General features: G+C 44.8%; 18 protein-coding genes. 8 read left to right on the top strand and 10 right to left on the bottom strand.

All coding sequences use genetic code 11. The features are described from left to right. Window positions 1–423 precede the first annotated feature (423 nt). Together rplI and gloB are read right to left on the bottom strand one after the other, a co-directional pair. Window positions 424–882, bottom strand: a complete 459-nt coding sequence (rplI, locus tag PMG25_RS23830; protein WP_283769382.1) for a 50S ribosomal protein L9 — start codon at window positions 880–882, stop codon at window positions 424–426. Window positions 883–978: 96 nt separating this feature from the next. Further along, a complete protein-coding gene (gloB, locus tag PMG25_RS23825; RefSeq protein ID WP_283769381.1) occupies window positions 979–1,752 on the bottom strand; it encodes a hydroxyacylglutathione hydrolase in 774 nt (257 codons plus the stop codon). Between the two features lie 120 nt (window positions 1,753–1,872). Here gloB and PMG25_RS23820 point away from each other — a divergent pair, with 120 nt between their 5' ends. The 4 genes from PMG25_RS23820 to PMG25_RS23805 all read left to right on the top strand — a co-directional run bounded on the left by PMG25_RS23820 (window position 1,873) and on the right by PMG25_RS23805 (window position 6,704). Continuing rightward, window positions 1,873–2,082, top strand: coding sequence for a hypothetical protein (locus PMG25_RS23820; protein ID WP_283753191.1), 210 nt, complete (start codon window positions 1,873–1,875; stop codon window positions 2,080–2,082). Window positions 2,083–2,147: 65 nt separating this feature from the next. Further along, entirely contained in the window at window positions 2,148–3,335 is a 1,188-nt protein-coding gene (locus PMG25_RS23815) for a glycosyltransferase family 4 protein (protein ID WP_283769380.1), read from the top strand. A 42-nt stretch (window positions 3,336–3,377) separates the two neighbouring features. Further along, the gene (locus PMG25_RS23810; protein WP_283769379.1) at window positions 3,378–5,399 is read left to right on the top strand and encodes an ABC transporter ATP-binding protein; all 2,022 of its coding nucleotides are present in this window, start codon (window positions 3,378–3,380) and stop codon (window positions 5,397–5,399) included. A 21-nt stretch (window positions 5,400–5,420) separates the two neighbouring features. After that, window positions 5,421–6,704, top strand: a complete 1,284-nt coding sequence (locus PMG25_RS23805) for a glycosyltransferase family 4 protein (protein WP_283769378.1) — start codon at window positions 5,421–5,423, stop codon at window positions 6,702–6,704. An 83-nt stretch (window positions 6,705–6,787) separates the two neighbouring features. On the opposite strand, the gene PMG25_RS23800 is transcribed toward PMG25_RS23805, so the two are convergent. The 5 genes from PMG25_RS23800 to gloA all read right to left on the bottom strand — a co-directional run bounded on the left by PMG25_RS23800 (window position 6,788) and on the right by gloA (window position 12,117). Beyond that, a complete protein-coding gene (locus PMG25_RS23800; protein ID WP_283769377.1) occupies window positions 6,788–7,204 on the bottom strand; it encodes a hypothetical protein in 417 nt (138 codons plus the stop codon). A 330-nt stretch (window positions 7,205–7,534) separates the two neighbouring features. Further along, entirely contained in the window at window positions 7,535–8,656 is a 1,122-nt protein-coding gene (locus PMG25_RS23795) for a glycosyltransferase family protein (protein WP_283769376.1), read from the bottom strand. 396 nt (window positions 8,657–9,052) lie between these two features. After that, window positions 9,053–9,952 carry an EamA family transporter RarD gene (gene rarD / locus PMG25_RS23790; protein WP_283769375.1) on the bottom strand — a complete coding sequence of 300 codons (900 nt, stop codon included), beginning with the start codon at window positions 9,950–9,952 and terminating at the stop codon, window positions 9,053–9,055. Between the two features lie 48 nt (window positions 9,953–10,000). Further along, entirely contained in the window at window positions 10,001–11,683 is a 1,683-nt protein-coding gene (locus PMG25_RS23785) for a DUF2079 domain-containing protein (RefSeq protein WP_283769374.1), read from the bottom strand. Window positions 11,684–11,730: 47 nt separating this feature from the next. After that, a complete protein-coding gene (gene gloA, locus PMG25_RS23780) occupies window positions 11,731–12,117 on the bottom strand; it encodes a lactoylglutathione lyase (protein ID WP_283769373.1) in 387 nt (128 codons plus the stop codon). Window positions 12,118–12,231: 114 nt separating this feature from the next. Here gloA and eno point away from each other — a divergent pair, with 114 nt between their 5' ends. The 3 genes from eno (at window position 12,232) to PMG25_RS23765 (ending at window position 17,196) form a co-directional block, all read left to right on the top strand. Continuing rightward, the gene (gene eno, locus PMG25_RS23775) at window positions 12,232–13,524 is read left to right on the top strand and encodes a phosphopyruvate hydratase (RefSeq protein WP_283769372.1); all 1,293 of its coding nucleotides are present in this window, start codon (window positions 12,232–12,234) and stop codon (window positions 13,522–13,524) included. Between the two features lie 210 nt (window positions 13,525–13,734). After that, entirely contained in the window at window positions 13,735–13,992 is a 258-nt protein-coding gene (locus tag PMG25_RS23770; protein WP_283769371.1) for a type II toxin-antitoxin system ParD family antitoxin, read from the top strand. A gap of 309 nt (window positions 13,993–14,301) precedes the next feature. Beyond that, window positions 14,302–17,196, top strand: coding sequence for a glycerol-3-phosphate acyltransferase (locus PMG25_RS23765; protein WP_283769370.1), 2,895 nt, complete (start codon window positions 14,302–14,304; stop codon window positions 17,194–17,196). Between the two features lie 12 nt (window positions 17,197–17,208). Here the strand turns inward: PMG25_RS23765 and hisG are convergent, their stop codons facing one another. From hisG to PMG25_RS23750, 3 genes are all read right to left on the bottom strand, one after another. Further along, a complete protein-coding gene (gene hisG / locus PMG25_RS23760) occupies window positions 17,209–17,838 on the bottom strand; it encodes an ATP phosphoribosyltransferase (protein ID WP_283769369.1) in 630 nt (209 codons plus the stop codon). Window positions 17,839–17,961: 123 nt separating this feature from the next. Beyond that, the gene (locus tag PMG25_RS23755; RefSeq protein ID WP_283769368.1) at window positions 17,962–18,927 is read right to left on the bottom strand and encodes an RpnC/YadD family protein; all 966 of its coding nucleotides are present in this window, start codon (window positions 18,925–18,927) and stop codon (window positions 17,962–17,964) included. Between the two features lie 229 nt (window positions 18,928–19,156). After that, the gene (locus PMG25_RS23750) at window positions 19,157–19,351 is read right to left on the bottom strand and encodes a hypothetical protein (RefSeq protein WP_283769367.1); all 195 of its coding nucleotides are present in this window, start codon (window positions 19,349–19,351) and stop codon (window positions 19,157–19,159) included. A gap of 288 nt (window positions 19,352–19,639) precedes the next feature. Here PMG25_RS23750 and PMG25_RS23745 point away from each other — a divergent pair, with 288 nt between their 5' ends. Then, complete coding sequence (locus PMG25_RS23745) at window positions 19,640–20,473, top strand: DUF4384 domain-containing protein (protein WP_283769366.1); 834 nt, start codon at window positions 19,640–19,642, stop codon at window positions 20,471–20,473. Window positions 20,474–20,660: the final 187 nt, after the last annotated feature.

The raw sequence follows: 20,660 nt of genomic DNA, 5'->3' as shown, positions 1-20,660 counted from the left end.
GTTTTCAAATGAGATGCCCTCTCCCTAAATCCCTCTCCCACGGGAGAGGGACTTTTCCCCCTTCTCCTGCGGGAGAAGGGGTTGGGGGATGAGGGGCAGCCATTACACAACTCATTTAGGTTTGCTATATAGCGTTTTCAAATGAGATGCCCTCTCCCTAAATCCCTCTCCCACGGGAGAGGGACTTTTCCCCCTTCTCCTGCGGGAGAAGGGGTTGGGGGATGAGGGGCAGCCATTACACAACTCATTTAGGTTTGCTATATAGCGTTTTCAAATGAGATGCCCTCTCCCTAAATCCCTCTCCCACGGGAGAGGGACTTTACTCCCCTTCTCCCTTCGACTTCGCTCAGGGCAGCGCCTGTGGGAGAAGGGGTTGGGGGATGAGGGCACAATATTTCTCCCATTCCCCCATCCCCTAATGGACTAAAGTGCCGCAACTTGGATTTCAACGGTTGCGGTGACTTCCGGATGCAGTTTAATTTCGGCGTTATAGAATCCGAGTTGGCTGATTTCCGGTAGGGTAATGCCGCGACGGTCTACTTCTTGGGCGGTGGTTTCGAGAATGACTTCGGCTACTTCCCGATCGGTAACGGTTCCAAAAATGGCTTCTCCTTCGCCGACTTGTTTGCGAATGGTGAAGCGACCAATGGTTTCGAGGGCGGTTTTGCGAGCTTCGGCTTGGCGTTTTTCTTCGAGTAGCCGTTGACGTTCTTTTTCTTTGCGGATTTCGACTTGTTTGAGGATGCCTGGGGTGGCTCGTAAGGCAACACCTTGGGGGATGAGATAGTTACGGGCATAACCACGGGCTACTTCTACGACATCGCCAGATTTGCCGAGTTTGCTTACATCTTTGTTTAATACGATTTGTACTCTTTTGCTCATAATGAGTTGGGTTTTCTTGAGTGGGCTAAGTTGGATCAAAGTCTTTTATTATATCGGACTTTGGGGGCGATCGCAATTCTAGGATCGCCTCAAGTTCTAAAACAGGTCTTTTTTCCCGCGAATGCGACTAAAGGTTTGCACAGGATCTGTGCTGTCAGCAGCCGCTTGTAAACTGGGCTGATCCCAACGGAGGAAGGGGTTGGTGAGTTTTTCTAGACCGAGGAGGGAGGGGACGGTGGGTTGGTTGTTTTGCCTCGCTTCCTTGACGCTGGCAAATCTCTCTTGTAATTTGGGGTTATTTCCATCTACCGTTAGGGCAAATTTGAGGTTGTTAAGGGTGTATTCGTGGGCGCACCAAATTTGGGTGTTGTCGGGAAGCGCTCTTAATTTGCTCAGAGAATTAACCATTTGGGCTGGGGTTCCTTCAAAGAGGCGACCACATCCACCGGCAAATAGGGTGTCTCCACAGAAGAGGTTTCCGGGTTCGCTGGAGCTTTCTGGAGGGAAGTAGTAGGCAATATGGGCTTTGGTATGACCGGGTACGAAGAAGATTTGCGCTTCTTGGCCTAAAATGGTGGGGCGATCGCCGTCTTCGAGGAAAAAGTGTTGTCCGGGAATTCTCCCCCGGTCTACAGCACCGCCATAGACTTGAAGTTGGGGATATCGTTTCATTAACTGTTGATTACCGCCCACGTGATCGCTATGATGATGGGTGTTTAAGATAGCGATTAGGTCAGCACCTAGCTTCTCTAGGCACTCTAACACGGGGGCAGCTTGAGCAGGATCGACAACAGCAGCTTGATTGAGGTGGCGATCGTGTAAAACAAAGATATAGTTATCAGAAAGGGCAGGAAGTCGGTAAACTTGCATAGGGTCTCGATGGTACGCTTAATGAACTTCAGGATTGGCCTATTCTCTTCTATCGTAAGGGTAAGATAGTTAAGTGCTGTGTTGTTCGGTTCGCCTTCTAATTTAGTAGACTAACGCTTTATGTCCCGTTCTCCATCTAGCCAACCGAATTTAGTCACCCATCAAGTGGTGAAAGGAATTCTGGAAAGAGGTCAACTCACCCCGAAAGAATACTTAATTATCACCTCGGCTTTAATCTCGAATAGGGCACTGACTCAGGAGATGAAACAGGAAATTAATCGTATATTGGATGCTCTACAGACTGGACGGTTGAAATTAGTGGATTCTTAAGATATGAAAAAAATAGGACAAGAGAGAAAAGTATTTATATTGATATGTTGGGGCGATCGCCAGTAATGGAGACCAAATCGAGTCCATTGAAGATTTCTATACTCGTCAGCGACCTCTCACAAGCTGGGGCTGGCCGTTGGGGAGGAGCTGTCCGCACCTTTCTATTAGCCCAAGCTTTAACTCAATTAGGCCATGAAGTAGAAATCCTCGGATTTAGTTTTGGTGAACCTCCAGATCTCTCTCAATCTAAGTATCCCATGGTTTGTGTGCCAGGGGTCAACTATCCCCATTTTTTCCGCTCCGCCCAAACCCTACTCCAAGCGATTCAAGGAAATATTTTATACGCCCTAAGACCCAAGCCTACCAGTTTTGGTTTAGCCCTACTGAAAAAATTACAACGCCGTTGCCCCGTGATTTTAGACATTGATGATTGGGAATTGAGTTGGCATGGGGGAGACCAATGGCGCTATCGTCCCAGCTTAAAACAGTTTGGCCGAGACATTCTCAAGCCAGAAGGAGCGCTGAGAATGCCCGATCATCCCCTGTATCTCAAATGGATGGAAAATCAAGTCTCTTTAGCCGATGCAGTAACCGTTCATACCCGATTTTTGCAGGATCGTTTTGGCGGAGTTTATGTCCCCAATGGTAAAGATACCACTCTATTTAATCCCCAGAATTATAATCCCGAAGTTTCCAGAGAGCGCTACGGACTCTCAGACTATCGAGTGCTAATGTTTCCCGGAGCGCCAAGACCCTATAAAGGCATTGAGGATGTTTTACTGGCGTTAGATCAACTCAATCAACCAGATTTGCGAGTCGTCATTATTGGTGGAAGTCCCTATGATGATTACGACCGCCGCTTGCAAGAACGATGGGGACGTTGGATAATTCAGATTCCCAAACTGCCCTATGAGAAAATGCCGGAGGTCGTGTCTGCGGCCCATGTGGTCGTTGTTCCCCAACGGAATACCCCCGCAGCGTTAGCCCAATTTCCATTAAAATTAACCGATGCTATGGCCATGGCTAAACCGGTTTTAGCCTCTAATGTGGGAGATTTACCAGAGATTTTAGGAGGGACAGGATATTTAGTCGATCCGGAGTCCCCCGATCAGATTGCGCATCAGATTAAGACGATTTTTAACGATCTAGATTTAGCCAATGAACAAGGTCACAAAAGTCGTGAAAGATGTATAGCAGACTACAGTATTCAATCCATGTCAAAAAGTTTAGAAAATGTGCTTTATCGACTTTGACGACTATCAGCCTAAAAAATAATTATCTTGTAAAGAGTAACAATGAACAAAATATCCTCTAGAGAATTTGTATTTTCTTACTTAAAAAAATATCCTCTGCCGGTCATCGGAAACATTGTACTGGGATTTTCTGGAGCCATCTTCAATGGGATCAATACGGCCTTGATTATTCCAGTCGTTCTGCAAATTGTGGGACAAGAGGTTCAACTTGCAGGTGCGCCTCCTGCCCTAAAATTGATTTTTTCCCCTTTTGAAAGTATACCTGAACGGTATCGACTAGTAGTGATGCTAACAGCCATTGTATTAACAATTGTGCTGAAGGAAGGGGTTAATTATTTGCGGAGTATTGTAGCAGCCGCCTATAAACGAAGAATTACAAATAGTATGAAGATTGATATTCTGTCAACTCTTCTGGAAACGGACATTGATTTTTATAGTAAAAATAAGTTAGGTGATATTACTAAACGTTTAGGGAGTGATACAGGACAAACAACAACAGCCGTAAATTCTTATATAGATTTGACTATTCAGTTGGTTACATCTTTTGTTTTTCTGTATTTTTTAATTTCCTTGTCTTGGCAACTGACGCTTATCTCTACCCTAGTGATTGTTTTAGTGGCTGTGGTTAACCAAGGGGTAATCAAACGGTCTAAGCGGTTGGGAAGAGAAGTATCTAATCGGCAAAGAACATACTCGATTAAGGTATTGGAAGTTTTGGGAGGAATTCGATTAGTCAAGTCAGTGGGGAATGAGCAGCAAGAGTTTGGTTTGATTAAGAAAATGATGCTTGATCTGGAGAATTTTAATTTCTTAGCGCAAAGCAATACTTCCTTGATTAAGCCTATCAGTGAAATCACCAATATTTTTACGGTGATTTCCATTTTATTAGTGGGTCGTACTTTTTTTGCGAGCCAACTAGAAAGCTTATCGGCCATTTTGCTCACTTACCTATTTATCTTGTTTCGGATGATGCCAGTGGTGAATTCAATTAATAATGTGCGAAATACTCTGGCTAAAGCCTCAGCAAGTATAGATTTTGCCTATGACATCTGGCGGCGAGATAATAAGCCAATTATGACTCAAGGGATTGTTCCGTTTAATGGGTTTAAGGAGAAGATTCATTTTAAGGAGATATCTTTTGCATATCCCGGTCATAGTAATTTGGTAATTAAAAAGGCTGATTTGGTGTTACCGAGAGGGAAGAGTTTGGCGTTGGTGGGTTCGTCAGGAGCGGGAAAATCAACGTTTGCGGATTTGTTGCCTCGGTTTTACGATCCAACGGAGGGTTCTATTCTGATCGATGGCCGGGATATTCGCGAGTTTGAGCTGCGAAGTTTGCGAAAATCTATGGGCATTGTCAGTCAAACGACGTTTCTGTTTAATGATACGGTGAGGAATAATATTATTTATGCTCGTCCAGATGCGACGGAGGATGAGTTGATAACGGCAGCGAAACAGGCGAATGCTTATGATTTTATTATGGAGTTGCCGAGACAATGGGAAACGGAAGTGGGCGATCGCGGGGTGATGCTTTCTGGAGGACAGCGCCAACGGTTGGCGATCGCCAGAGCTTTGCTGCAAGATCCGGATATCTTGATCTTAGACGAAGCCACCAGTGCGCTCGATACGGTGTCTGAACGTATCGTGCAGGAGGCGATCGATCATCTCAGTCGCGATCGGACCACCCTAGTCATTGCTCACCGTCTGTCCACTATTCAGAATGCCGATCAAATTGCCGTCTTAGATAAAGGCGAAGTGATGGAAATAGGAACTCACCAAGAATTATTGGAGAAAGAAGGATTATATCATCGTCTCCATTCCATGCAATTTTCAGAAACACAAGAGGCAGAATCTACGGGACAGACAAGGGTTGACTATGAAACCCTATCTAAAGCATCCTATGAAGCCAGAACTCAACTCAATTCCATGATTGGTTCTTTAAGATTACTAGCTGATGAGATTGTCGATACACCAGAAGAACAATTAGAATTGACCGAAGAAGCCTACCGTTCAGCCATTAATTTGCTCAGAACCTTTGAAATTTTTGAAAATAAATTGAGATAATCAACTAAAGCTAAAAAGATCATGAAAATAATTATCCCCATAGAATATTATCGTCGCGGTGGTGTAGAGAGAGTTATTATTGCTCTAGTCAAAGAATTGTCAAAACTAGCCGATCAAGTTATTTTAGTCTTACCCTCTAAAGAAATTGACTACTTTAGAAACACTTTCCAAGGTTATGAAAATATCACCATAGAATCATTCTCAGTTCTACAGAAATCATTGACACATTACCTCATCAGAGTTAGTGAAAAAGCACTTGATCTTTTGAAACAAAAAGCTTTAATCCCCAATATAAGAAAGAAAATATTGAAAAAAATCCAGGCTATCAAGACACAAAGAACTATTGAGCAATTAATCAAAAAGCATAAGGCAACACACTGTCTATATATGATAGCTAATAAGTTGAATCCCCCTCAAATTTCTATTCCCTTAGCAATGATTACACATGATGTTTTTTGGCATTTTTCACCTCTAACTTATTCTGAATCTTATATTAGAATTTATGACAAGAGCTTATTAGCATGGCTCAATAAAGCAAATGCAATCTTTACTGTATCTCAAAAGACACGCCAAGATATTCTTGCCCTTTTTCCTGATTTTAGTCATAAAATAAAAGCAATACCTAATTCAGGATTTCTGCCAGAGACTTCCCCTGAAGTTTTAAAAACCAAAGTTAATGGTACTTTAACAGAAAATATTACATTTTATTTTCCTTCTTCATTTGGAGTATATAAAGATCAACTTAATCTGGTTAAAGCCGGGTTGATAGTATCAGCATCAAGAAAAAAATTTCAAGTCATCTTAATTGGCAAAGAAACTGATGGTTTTTTAAATGGAAAGTTGAAGTTGTCTCAACAATCTCAGAGTGAAGAATATAAAAAGTACATTGAAGCGTGCCAAGAAGTTTATAAGCAAAATAGAGAAGTCCTCAAAACACACTTTCAGGGTTTGGGATATTGTTCTCTAGAAGAAGTTGAGTTTTGGTATCGTAATTGTAGTTGTGTTGTAGTTCCTTCTAAGTATGAAGGATTTGGTCTAGCACTATCAGAAGCAATTGTTCGAGGAATACCTGTAATTGCTTCTGATCTAGAAGTTTTTCGAGAGCAAGTTGAGTTATATGATTGTAGCGATCGCGTTAATTTTTTCTCTCCAGGTAATTCTGAAGCTCTTGCAAGCTGTATACAACAGTTTATTGACCATCCTAAACCCCGCTTATCGGATGCAGAAATCGAGACACGGTTTGGTCATTGGACTTGGGAAGTAGTTGCACAAGAGTATGTTAAAAATCTGAGAAGTCTCCAGTAGTTTTGCAATACTGAGATAACACAGAAAAACATTGGTCATAGTTGGCAAAAGATGGTTTGATCCAGTTGGGACATGAATGGGCATCAACTTTTACTGCTCCTCTCAAAATTTTTCCTTGTTTGATATTGTCTGAAGAATCCCCTACTCCACGCTGTCCTGTCGTATTTAAGACTTGATATTGCTTTTGGGTATTTGTTATAAATTAGGTGTCTTTCATAGAAATGCTGGTAGGGATTTTTATTGCAGGGAATATTATTCAGATAATTAATAGAACCCACTTGCTGTTTTTTGATCCAATTAGTAACGGCATGATTACCGGATCGCCTCAAACCCACTATCCTAATTTCTTTCTGGTTAATGATTGTTGAAAGGGCAGGACGTGGTGATAAAGCGTGTCTAGCTTCTTCCCAATAGTCCTTGAAGTTATTTTGTACTCTTCTAATAGCACCTGTAGGATTTTTAAGCGCTTTTATAATTATACTTTCTTGATTTTGAGACATAGATATAACCTGGAAATTAGTTCTAATTTAGACTAAACCCCAAAAACGCATTTTGATGAATTACAATTTTTGTAGCTTTTGACGGCTGAAAAGTGGAGAATTTTTTCTCGCTTAGTTCAGAAATCGGAGTTTTTCGAGATGTCCACAAGAAAATTATTTTATAATGATACCACAAACTAAAAGAAACATCAATTAAGATCGCTTCTATTTATGCCATTTCACAAAAACGACTGAAACGGTGAGGATGTCTTTTCACTGGCTTCAGGATTTGAATTAACATAGAATTGTCCACAATGGTTACAGAATAACCTTTCAAAAAAGTAGAAGTTACTATTCTTTTTGTTGATATTTTAACCAAATAGGAGCAATTTTTTCCCAGGTCTCTTCTTGAGCTAATTGCTTAAACTCTTCGCGAATTAACTGTAATTTTTCTGGATCTTCTCGCAGTAACTCTATCACTTTATAAGCTACTGCTTCTTGCGTTTCTTGAGATTCCGGGTCTCCAGAAACCTTTATTCCATAAGGTTTTTCACCTAAAGCAGCTAAATCAGTCATGACTGGAATACAACCCACCATTGCTGATTCACGCACTGAGATACAATCAATCTCCGGATAGGTACAACCATAATAATGAATCAATGACGTTGATTTTTCCTCAAGAATCTTATCTTGGGAAACGCGGCCATGATCAAAAACCCCTGGTTGACTCATTAGATCAACCATTTTTTTTCTCCACTCAGCATGTTTGGGTTGATTATCTCGCTTGGTAAACCCATAGTATAAGTGGAGTTCGGCTTCAGGGATTTCACGTTTAATGATCGGCCACCCGTAGGTTAGCATATACTCTAGCCCTCGATAGTAGCGGGAGCCATAGATTAATTTGTGGGGATTTTTAGGCTTATTGTATAACTTGCTTATCTCTTCACTGACTCCATTGTGAATGACGACAAATTTATCATCATTAAACTGAGGCAATAATTGGCGTTGATAATTGCTCTTAGAAAAGATTTTGTCAAAGGGTTCTAATCGTTCTGTTGTAAAGGCTTTAGCTGGGCCTAGGGTATCATGCCAATCTAACCAAAGGTTTTTGGTATTAATGGGATACTGTACTAAGGTGGAATGTCTCCAAATGATCACTGTATCGAAGCGATCGCACCAATTGAATTTATAATAGTTCACATATTTTACGCCATCATAGGTTCCCTCCTGATCGCCACAATTGCTATATACGGTGACTTCATGCCCCAACTTTGCCCATTCCCTAGCCAGATAAATCACAGCAGCATGAGAACCGCTTGCACCTACTTTCAAGCTATCCGGAGTTAAGCCTTCATGATGGTTACCTGTATAATAAACAATTGAATCAGTAGACCATGTTTTAGCCATTATTTTCTTATACAGAGTCTGAAGATTAGGAAAACTTTGCTTAACCCATTCTTTGATTTTTTTCATGAGCTGTACTTTATATAATGGAGATAGTGAAGATTTCTTTATTGTCTGTCTCTACCGTAGCTGACTCATCTATGATTAGCATAGTTAATTTAAGGAAGAGTCAAGAGTGGAAACACTGTTAGAAGATCAAACAGTATATGTCCTAACAATCTTAACATATCATAACGGATGTACAAACATGGGTTTCATGAAGATTTATCAACAAACACAACGGGTAATCAATCAAAGTATCGGGCAATGTGGGCAGGGTCTGTTTGTCGAATTTTAATGATGTCGCTCCCTCCTCCTGCCCACCCTACGATGATTGGGAATCATATTGGATGAGATCGAGATTTTACGATCCATTAATTCCTACCGCGATCGAAAATTAAAAGGCCCAACTTTTTAGGTTCTTGATTACTGATGATGAGAAACTTTCGATGCACCCACTACCTGAACAAGAGAATGGGTTGAATAAATCGCTAGTGCTGTCCAAATCAGACCAAAGGAGATGGCGTGGGTGCGGGTAAAGGGTTCGTGATAGAGAAAGACGGCTAAAATCAGTTGAAACGTGGGCCCGATATATTGCAAAAAACCCAGGGTTGACAGGTGTAATTTTTTTGCAGCTAAGTTAAACCACAGCAAAGGTAAAGAGGTGACTAGACCACAACCGATCAACAGGAGGGTGACGGGTAAGGTGAGACCCAAGTGACCTGAGCCAGTTTTCGCCCAATGCATGACTAGAGCCAGGGCAAAGGGAGTCATGAGCAGGGTTTCAACGGTTAATCCGGCCATGGCTTGGATGGCGGCAACTTTACGGATGAGACCGTATAATCCGAAGGTTAGGGTTAGACCGATCGCAATCAACGGAATTTCTCCCAGTTCCCAAATCAGATTTCCGACTCCCAGAACAGCCAGGATGACGGCGATCAGTTTCCAAATATTAAGTTTCTCTCCCAGGAAGACATAGCCGAGGAAAATGCTGAATAGGGGATTAATAAAATAGCCCAAACTGGCTTCTAAAACCCGATCGCTATTGACACCATAAATATAAATGCCCCAGTTCAGCGAGATCAGGGCAGCCGTAGAGAAGAGGAGAGTCAACCGTTTCGGCGATCGCCACAATCGCTTCACCTCTATCAATCGCCCCTGTATCGCCAACACTCCCAACAATAGTAATGCAGACCAAATCATCCGATGACAGAGGATCTCCACCGCAGGTACAGACTCCAACAACTTCCAATACAGGGGTAAGAGTCCCCAAGCTCCATAAGCTAAAACGGCATAGAGAATTCCGATATTAAATTGGATGGACATGCCGACAAAAACCCCTGTGAATGAACAATTAACAATCAATAACTCCAATCAACCTTGACTGAGAATGGGTTGCAGCCCTTGTTCATAGTCTTGCCATTGCTGCAACTGCTGGGGTAAAGACTCCACACCTTTCTGCATTAAAATCACCCCATTCACAAACTCAGTTATGCCGTACTGGGAGGTGGCAAGCAGATGATTAATCAAACCCACATGGATTTTCAGAGATTCTAAATCCTCATCAAATGCCGGTTGATAGCGTACCAAACGCCATAAATCAACGACCAGATAATCCACCGTGTCCACTTGCTGAGTATCATCCTCAAGAAAGACAAAGGGAGAGCGGATAATTTCTCGGCGACTGGAAAGATGGGGAATAATATAGGTTGTGGCCGCCACACTAGCATCATCTGGAATGCGACTGATAATATCATGGATTTCTGCGCTTCTTTGCCACTGTTCTGCGGGAGTGACATAAACCCATGGCTCTACGGAGTCGGGTACGATAAAGTATAAGGTGCGATTGGGATTAGCGGCGATCGCCAAAAAAATCGAAAGACTGATACATATTGCCCACACCCGTTTCCAAAACCGCGTCAGAGCGCGAGGTTTCCGGGGTTTATTGGGCTGAAAAAAGTTATTAAACCCTTCTCCAGACCACCACAAAATCGTCCCATAACAGAGTCCCGGAACCAAAGCTATGGCATAGCGCACATTAATCGAGAGCAAGGAAGTCGTCTGACCGGAGAGTAATTTCAGCAAGGGAAACCCAGCAATCACCCAGGAAGTCGGTGCAACCACTGGCACAAAAACAAAGGGCAACCATTGAGCAATAATATACCTAATGGTCAGGGAAAATGGGGTGAACAATTCGATCGCCAATTTCCCCGGATTCATCAACATTCCCCGAATGATATCCAGGGTTGACGCTTCCTCAGCCTCCGTATATTGGCCAAACTGCTCCAACATAAACCGCTTGGAAATATCATCCGAAAACAGGGGCATAATCAAATTAGTCAAAGCTAAAATATACCCGAAACTCAGCAAACACACGATCGCCCCAATCCGAGGAAACCGGCGGCTCAAAATCATGTACATGCCCACTCCAAACAGAGCAATCCCCGTATCCTCACGAATCGCCAAAATCAAAGGACACATAAGCGCAAACAGCCACCACCAGCGCTTTTCCATGGCCAGCAGCAGCGTAAACATAAACAGAGGCAACTGAAAATTATCGTGAAAATTACACAGCGTTGGCCCAATCACCGCATGGGCCCCATAGTAACTACAGGCAATCCATCGCGCTGGAGTGGGTTCCAAATACTGCCGAGCCAGGACGTATAACACGAGACCCGCCGCCGCAATTGCCGTAACCAACAATACTGATAGGGTGGCAGCTTGGGGAAACAAAGAATAGAACGGCAACCACAACAGCAAAGCCGGAGTAAAATGCTGTCCCAACCGGTGATAACTGACCTCCGGCACTTCTCCAGCGTGAACCACATTCGTCGAAAGCTGGGATGACAGGCTACTTTGGAAGAAATTCCCCTGGGTTCCATTCCACATCACCTGATTAAAAATGCCCTGATCGTAGGACGAATAGAATGTGAAATGGCGATGCAACACCAACACCATACAGACCATCAAAAAAAATCCCCCGACCATCAGCAGGGGTTTCCATTCATCAGCTTGAAGGGGGGTTACGTTTCTCCCTTGCCCTACATTCGCGGTCATACAACTCTTGCCTATTGCCTATTGCCTATTGCCTAGCGCGGAGCGCCCTAAGATTTAGTTTGAATCAGTTCCACTTTATAGCCATTGGGGTCTTCGACAAAAGCAATTACTGTCGATCCATGCTTCATCGGCCCTGGCTCACGCACCACTTTACCCCCTTTAGTCTTAATTTGGTCGCAGGTTTGATAAATATCCTCAACCCCTAGGGCAATATGACCATAGGCATCGCCGAGGGTATATTGGTCTTGACCCCAGTTATAAGTGAGTTCCAGAACCGTATGATCGGACTCCTCGCCATATCCGACAAAGGCTAGGGTAAACTCTCCACCCGGATAGTCCTTCTGACGCAGGAGTTTCATCCCTAAAACATCACAATAAAAGCTCAGAGACTCTTCTAAGTTTTTCACTCGTAACATGGTGTGCAAAAATCTCATGGTTTAATCCCCCAGTTTCAATCCCAAATACTTTCCAAAATTCAAGGCGGATTGGCTATCCATGGCGTATTCTAACAAACGTTCCCTATAGACAATAAGGACAACTCTAAGATTATGCCTGAACTCGATACGGCGATCGCCGAAATCAAAGCCCGCGAGATTCTCGACTCTAGAGGCCGGCCCACGGTCGAAGCAGAAGTTTATTTAGCCAATGGTGCTATGGGTTTAGCCCAAGTCCCCAGTGGAGCATCTACCGGAAGCTTTGAGGCCCATGAACTCCGAGATGATGACCCTGAGCGCTATGGTGGCAAAGGAGTCTTAACGGCCGTTCGCAATGTCAATGAAAAAATTGCCCCCGAACTGATTGGGGTAGATGCTCTCAATCAACGGTTGGTTGACCATCTGATGATTGACCGAGATGGCTCCAGCAACAAGAAAGAATTGGGCGCAAATGCTATTCTCGCCGTTTCCTTAGCCACTTCCAAAGCGGCCGCCGAAACCCTAGGATTGCCCCTATATCGCTATTTGGGCGGCCCTTCCGCCAATGTTCTCCCTGTGCCGATGATGAATGTGATCAACGGTGGGGCCCATGCGGATAATAATGTGGATTTCCAAGAGTTCATGATTGTCCCCCATGGTGCATCTACGTTTAAGGATGCTCTACGCTGGGGTGCAGAGGTGTTTGCTTCCTTGAGTAAGGTTCTCAAAGAGCGGAATTTACTGACCGGAGTCGGGGATGAAGGGGGATACGCGCCTAATTTAGATTCTAACCAAGCGGCGCTGGATATTCTCATGGAGGCCATTAGCAAGGCTGGATATGAACCTGGAAAGCAAGTCTCTTTAGCTTTAGACCTGGCGGCGAGCGAGTTCTACGACAATGGCAATTATGTTTATGATGGCTCTTCCCACTCGGCTGAAGAGTTTGTGGGCTATTTGGGTAGTTTAATCGATCGCTATCCCATTGTTTCTATGGAAGATGCCCTCTTTGAAGATGATTGGGATAACTGGAAACTGGCAACTGAGAAACTGGGCGATCGCATTCAGCTCGTTGGTGATGACTTATTTGTAACTAATCCCACGCGCCTCCAGCAAGGAATCGATCGCTCCGTCGCTAATGCCATTTTGATTAAACTCAATCAAATTGGTTCTCTCACCGAAACCATGGATACCATTGCTCTGGGCGCTCGCTCCAGCTATCGTTCCGTCATCAGTCACCGTTCTGGAGAAACCGAAGATACCACCATCGCCGATCTATCCGTTGCCACGAACGCGGGACAAATCAAAACCGGTTCCCTCTCCCGCAGCGAACGGATCGCCAAGTACAATCGCCTATTACGCATTGAAGACGAATTAGGCGAACTGGCTGTTTATGCCGGAACCGTTGGTTTAGGGCCCAAAATAGGATAAGACCATTGGTGACACTCCCCAGACTCAAGTCACGGGGATTCTTGATGATCGCCTGTTCATGTCGGTGACAGCCGAAAAAAGGTCAAGGAGGAGGAATGGGGGAGTAGGGGGGTTTGAATCTTATCCAGATTAAGACTTTTCAATCCCATAAACTTCCCCAATCCTACTCAAACAATCGACTAACCTTAGAGTCAATTTAAGAACAAGATTATGGAAATTGTGTTAACCCCTGAGTTAGAAGAACTTATTGAAAATCAAATTGATACCGGTCAGTATGCTTCCCCTAGCGAAGTGATTTGGGCAGGAGTCAAGCTCTTAGAGGAAGTTAACCGAATCTACCAAGGACGGTATACTGAACTGCGAAAAGAAGTGCAAATAGGAGTAGAAGCCGCAGATCGGGGCGAATTACTAGATGCAGAAGCCGTATTCCAGAATCTGGAGCAGAAACTCAAAGCAAAACGAGGTTGACACGGATGAGTTATGAATCAAATTTGTCGCTTTACCATTCCAGCCAGTCGAGATTTAGAAGCCATTCTGGATTACAAGGATTATCAGTGGGTATCGAGACCTAAAAGCCTTATTTGAAATTGACGAGTAAAGCCTTTGATGAGGTCAGTAGGCCGGAACCGTTAGCCTAGGCCCCAACCTGATGAACCTCCAATAGTTCTGGGGTCAAACCATTTCTCAAGCCAATTTTGTCTCCCCCATCCTCCCCATTGTCATATGTCATATTAAGATCGCGATCGACGACCACTCGCGGATCATTGCGGATCATTTATGTCTATCGAACTGCTCAAAGGTCTGGCTATTTTAACCTTCTGTCCATTGCTCGGTGGCACTCCCCTGATCCAATGGCTTACCTTGGCCTTGACTGGCAAAAACCTAGCCCAACTGGGGACGGGCAATATTTCCGTCTCGGCGGCCTTTTATCATGGGGGTAAAGTAGCTGGTATCAGTGCCGTCTTGTCGGAAGCGGGAAAAGGGATCGGTGCAGTTCTGTTGGCGCGATCGCTCTTTCCCCAGACTGCTGTGTGGGAAATCATCGCCCTGATTGCCCTAGTTTTGGGGCGCTACTTCATCAGTCAAGCCGCAGGAACCACCAACGCCACTTGGGGATTAGTGGTGCATAATTGGCAAATTTCCCTGCTTGTGGGACTGATCGCTTTGGTCGGTCTGACCGTCGTTCGGGAGCGCAAATCCCGGCAATATGGCATCTTAATCCTGTTTCCCCTGCTTCAGATTCTCATGCATCCGAGTGCCAAAGGTCTGGCGATCGCCACGATTACCCTGAATGCAACCCTCGCGCTCATCTACCAACACATCCCCGATGACCTCGAACTTCCTGCCGAAACGTCCACCCCAGACCCCAATATGCCCTCATTCTTTCCCAAAAGCCCCGGTATTCTCTCCCTCGATCAACCCCTGAAATCCAAAGAAGTCGGTGCAAAAGCCGCTAATCTAGCCTACCTGAAAAAACTCGGTTATGCTGTGCCTCCTGGTTGGATTTTACTCCCTGGAGATGACCCCCAGCCCCTGATGTCTCGGCTCAAACCTTCTCCCCAAAATCCCCTGATTGTCCGTTCTTCAGCCTTCGGAGAAGATAGCCTACAGTCCTCAGCCGCCGGTCAATATACCAGTATTTCCCAGGTTACTAATACTCAAAGCTTACACCAAGCTATCCTCACCTGTATGCGATCGGCCGATAATCCCCAGGCGATCGCCTATCGGCAAAATCGACAGCTCCCCGATACCCAAGTTGCCGTCTTAATTCAACAGCAAATCCCTGGAGTCTTTTCCGGTGTTGCCTTTAGCCGCGATCCCATTGCTCGAAGCGGTGAAGATGTGATTATTGAAGCCCTTCCTGGAGATGCAAGCCGCGTCGTTTCCGGCCAAGTCACTCCAGAATCCTATCGCGTCTTAGTAGTAGAAACCGAGGGAGAACCCACCAGCCAAATTTTAGAGGGTGAAGGCGATCTTCCCCCCACTTTAATTCACCAAGTCGCTGAAATTGCCCGTCAAATTGAAGGTCATTATTACGGGATTCCCCAAGATATTGAATGGACGTATGACGGCCAACACCTCTGGATTTTACAAACTCGCCCCATTACTACCCTGATTCCCATTTGGACAAGAAAAATTGCAGCAGAAGTAATTCCCGGTTTTATTCCTCCTCTTACCTGGTCGATTAATCAACCGCTCACTTGTGGAGTCTGGCGCGATATTTTTGCCATTGTTTTAGGGACAAAAATTGCTAATTTAGACTTAAATCAATTGGCGACCCTGCACCATTCTGTCGCCTATTTTAATGCCTCCCTATTAGGAGAGATTTTCCGCAAAATGGGATTACCGGCAGAAAGTTTGGAATTTCTCACCAGGGGAGCCAAGTTTACCCGACCCCCTTTATCCTCTACGGTTAAGCAAATTCCCGGATTATGGCGACTGTTGCAACGGGAATGGATTTTACAAGATGATTTTGAGCGCGATAACCGTCAGTGGTTTACTCCCACCTTAGAGCAATTAAACAGCCAATCCCCTCAAACGCCACAGGAGTGTTTAGACCGAGTGGATTTAATTTTAGAAACCCTGAAGCGAGCCACCTATTACAGTATTTTTGCTCCCTTGAGTTTTGCGTTGAGGCAGGCGGTATTTCGGGTGTCTGAGAAGGAATTAGATTATCAGGAAATGCCGGAAGTGGCTGCTCTAGAAGCGCTGCAAGAGTTGGCTACTTGTGCCCACCATTTGTTACCCCATTTGGAGTCAGAAACCCCAGAAACCTTATTTGGTCGGTTGTCTGAACTACCAGATGGTCAGAGTATTATCGATCAGCTCTACCAGTTCATGCAAGATTATGGGTATCTGAGTGAGGTGGCTACAGATATTTCGGTTCCTCGATGGCGAGATAATCCGAGGATGGTTAGGGATATGTTTTTACAACAGTTACATCAGGTTGAAGGCGATCGCCCCAAAACCTTACCGAAACGCCTTAAAATTCAAATTGTGCAAGTGCGCTTAAATCTTAAAGGTCGCGTCACTCAAGTCTATAGCCAATTATTAGCCCACTTGCGCTGGAGTTTCTTGACTCTAGAGAAATTCTGGCTAGAATCCGGGATTATACAGACTCAAGGGGATATCTTTTTTCTCACCTTGCCGGAGGTACAAGGGGTGTTATCTGACCATACGGATCTTTCCCAGTCTACGGAGAAAATATCAGAACTAATTGCGACTCGCAAAGCGGAGTTGGCGGAAGATAAACAGGTGAAATCTATCCCCTATGTGGTCTATGGCTATCAACCCACCAAAAGACTCACGCCCTCTCCTGAGAGACTGACATTAAAGCAAGGGCAAAAGTTATCGGGCATTGGCGCAAGTCCGGGGCAAGCGGAAGGTCGGGTAAAAATCATGCGTCAATTGCAGCAGGTCGGAGAAGTAAATACTGATATAATCTTAGTGGTTCCTTATACAGATTCAGGTTGGTCTCTAGTTTTAGGGAAGGCAGGGGGATTAATTTCGGAAGTGGGGGGAAGACTCTCCCATGGGGCGATCGTAGCGCGAGAGTACGGAATTCCCGCAGTAATGGATATACCCAATATTATGGAACGCTTGCACGATGGGCAATGGGTACGCATTGATGGGGAAACGGGAATCGTGGAAGTGATTCATGAAAATGGATAATCGATCAAGAGCTTAAGAGCCTTGCAATTGGGCGATCCAGCGATCGATTCCTTCCACATTCAAGCGATAACTCAAAGGATGGGCAATCAAATAAGCGGTACTATCAAATAACTTCTTAATTTCCACTAACCCATTCTCCCTCAAGGTTTTACCCGTAGAAACCAAATCCACGATCGCCTCTGACATATCCGTAATCGGCCCTAACTCTACTGAACCATACAACGGGATAATCTCCACCGGTAAATCCAACCCATGGAAATAGTCCCTAGCACAATTGACCGATTTCGACGCAACTCGGCAATGAGCCGGTAAATCTAGCACATCTTGATAGGGACTCGACTGCTTCACCGCTACAGACATGCGGCAATAGCCAAAACCGAGATCCGCAAGCTGGGCAACATTCGGCTTCTTTTCCCGCAGCACATCATAGCCCACAATACCTAATTGTGCCTGTCCGTATTCCACATAAACGGGCACATCTTGAGCGCGAACCAACAACCCTTTCATCGTTCCCGTCGGATCGACAATTTGCAGTTGACGGTTACTAGAGTCCAGAAAGGCACTAAAATCAAGACCTACTTCCTGGAGCAATTGAATCGTTTCTTTAAGTAAAGCCCCTTTGGGGATGGCGACAGTCAGCATGATCGGAGGATGGGGGGATAGGGGGATAGGGACGTTAAGACCCTAACGCAGTTTACCATCTACGATAGACATGGGAGAAGTCAGGTTTCTGGCAGAAACCCCGCTTCTCGCAACACCAGGGGATTAATTTTCTGGACTAAACCGGGCTAACAACTCCTCACGAGAAGCCTGCATACAGACCGGAATCAACTCTTCTAGAGCCAGTTCCATCATGCTCTCTATCATTCCCACTAACTCCTCATCCAAAGAACCAAAGCGAGTCCTTAGTAGCATTTCAATAGTCACTCGTTTAGTCTGCTGAACACCTTGTTCAATGCCTTGTTGAACACCTTGTTCAATGCCTTCTCGTATTCCTTGTCGTATTCCTTGTTGAACACCTTCTTGTACTGTATCTTCTCGCCATTTTAAGTAAGCGGGGGTTAATTCCATAACTAGCTCCTGGTCTTCTGGATTGAGGTCTATTTTAGCTTGTACGTTAATTCGCCATACCCCAATTAGCTCTAGGATATTACGCCGTTGGGGATCATCATCTGGCAACTCTAGCACTTGTTGGATGGCTCTTTTCTGGGTTCCCCCTTTTCCCAAAAGTCTTAACCACAGGGTCTCTGGAGTTTCTGGCAGTTGGTTAATGGCAATGATTCCAGTATGGAAAAGCTTGGCAAACCGGTAAACTCCCGTACACCAGTTCTTTGCATCTGAGTGAGCGCCACAGAGGGTTAACACTTTTTTGGATATGGTAGGGGTTAAAATCCACAGATTGGGTAAGGTTTGGGTATCGATGGGTTCCTTGTCTCGTGTTGCCTGACGATAGAATTCTCCATGGATGTACAGGAGTTTGAGGACACAACTGCTAAGTTCTCGTTTACTGGGACAGTTGCGAAACGGTTCCCATAGGCAAGGGGTAGAGGCAAGTTGAGCGAGTAAACCCAAGGGTGGAGGGTTACTGGGAGGTTCCGGGGAGGGTTGGAAAAAGAGGTCAATTTGCAGGGTTTCCCCTGGAATTTCGCGACTAATTTCTACGGTTCCCAGGGGTTCGAGCAGTTCTTTTAGGTACTGTTTGGCAAATTGATCGTGGGTTTGCCGAGTCATGGCAATGAACAATTAACAATTAACAATGAACAATTTTCATGTCGGCGACAGCCGAAACAATGGATTGGTAGGGGCGGGTTAACCCCATAACTAGAATTCTCACCAGCCCATTTTGTAAACCCGCCCCTCTTCTGTGTCTCCCCAGAGTTTACCATCTACACAAACCAGAAGCCAGGTTTCTCCAAGAAACCCGGCTTCTCGGAACACGAGGGTTAACCCCTATGAGAAGTTAAGAACCGGTCAGGAAAAAGCGAAGGGTATCACCGACCAAACGACCGGCAGCGTGCCATGCATGAACGGGAGGACTTTCATCAGGGTGTTCTTCGACTTCAATCTGATATTCTTCATCGTAAGCGTTATCAATGGCGCTATTGGCGACGGATTGAGTGACACCGGAAACGAACGCAATCAAATTTCTAGACATGATTGTAACCTCATCAACAATCAGATGAACTGGAGGAAGATTGAAATCTGTATGCTCAGATTTCGTTGATTTCCTATGTTTTTGTTTTAGCAAATTTTCAAGGGGAAAATCAATAGTTTTACGTCTTATTATGTCTAGAAAAGAATGCCTTTGACTCAGTTTGACTCCCTAGATCTCTGGATGTATCAGAATGTCTCAAGATGTCTAAAGCTTGTCAAAATGGTGGATAGCTAAGGAGATTTTTGTTATTGTAAATTATAAGGCTGATTCATATTCGAGAGAGTTGTTATGGAAAGCTTAGAGGTGAAAACTATGCAGGCGGTTGATATTGCAGAGTGCTATGAAAGGCCATTTCTTGAGAGTATTGCTACTGATCTGAATCTTAAGGAGACTGCGCGTCGTGTCTTTCACGTGCGGTTGTCTAAATCCAATTTAACAAAGCAGTGGTGTGAGTTGTCTGGCGAACTGAAGGGAGACCATGCACTCAGAAATATTTGGTGGAGAGAGATTCGTGAACCTCTGAAAAACCGGGGATTTGATTATCCAGAGAATGGTAAAAAGACTTGGGTGAAGGTGCGCGAATGGTTGGAGCAGACGAAGTATCAACTCTGGTTGTGGGAGATGCTCACCCAGAAGTCGATACTGACGCAGCAGATGGGGTTTCGGGAAGCGCCTGCATCTTTCGCAGTGAATCATTTGGGGGCGCGTCATCGACCGGCTGAACCCTATGTGGAGCGGGTGAAGATTGGTAGCGAGTTGAAGTTGGAGATGACGGTAGCGGAATCGACTCATTTAACCCTATTGGAGCGGGAACCGAATGGGACGGTGGTGTGTTTGTGTCCTTCGGACTATGCACGGCAGAGTCAGCTTACGGTAGGGGTGCATGAGTTTCCCCAAAAGGAAGCACCCTATCCCACGTTTGCGGCAACGGAGGTGGGTAAGGAGCGGTGGTTGGCGCTGTTGACTCCGGATGCTCCTCGGTTTAGGTGGTTGGAGCAAAGTCGTCATGAGGCGTTGGAGTTGCAACCGGTGCAGTTGCAGGAGGTGTTGGACTATGTGAACGAGGGGAGGAAGGGACGGTTATTGTATACGGAATATGAGGTGTATGAGCCTAGGCGCTAAGAAACCGGGTTTCGGGCTTTGTTTGTAGTAAGCACTTTAGTGCTTAAAAGCCTAGCTAGAGAGGGCTGAAGCCCTCACTACAAACAAAATCTAATGCATCAAATTAGATGAAACAATCCAGTAGGGTGTGTTAGCGAAGCGTAACGCACCCACTCGCTCTCGCCGACCTGAAAATTGTTAATTGTTA

It is taken from the genome of Roseofilum capinflatum BLCC-M114 (assembly GCF_030068505.1).
GTDB lineage: Bacteria > Cyanobacteriota > Cyanobacteriia > Cyanobacteriales > Desertifilaceae > Roseofilum > Roseofilum capinflatum.
This window is presented reverse-complemented; position numbering and strand designations above follow the sequence as displayed.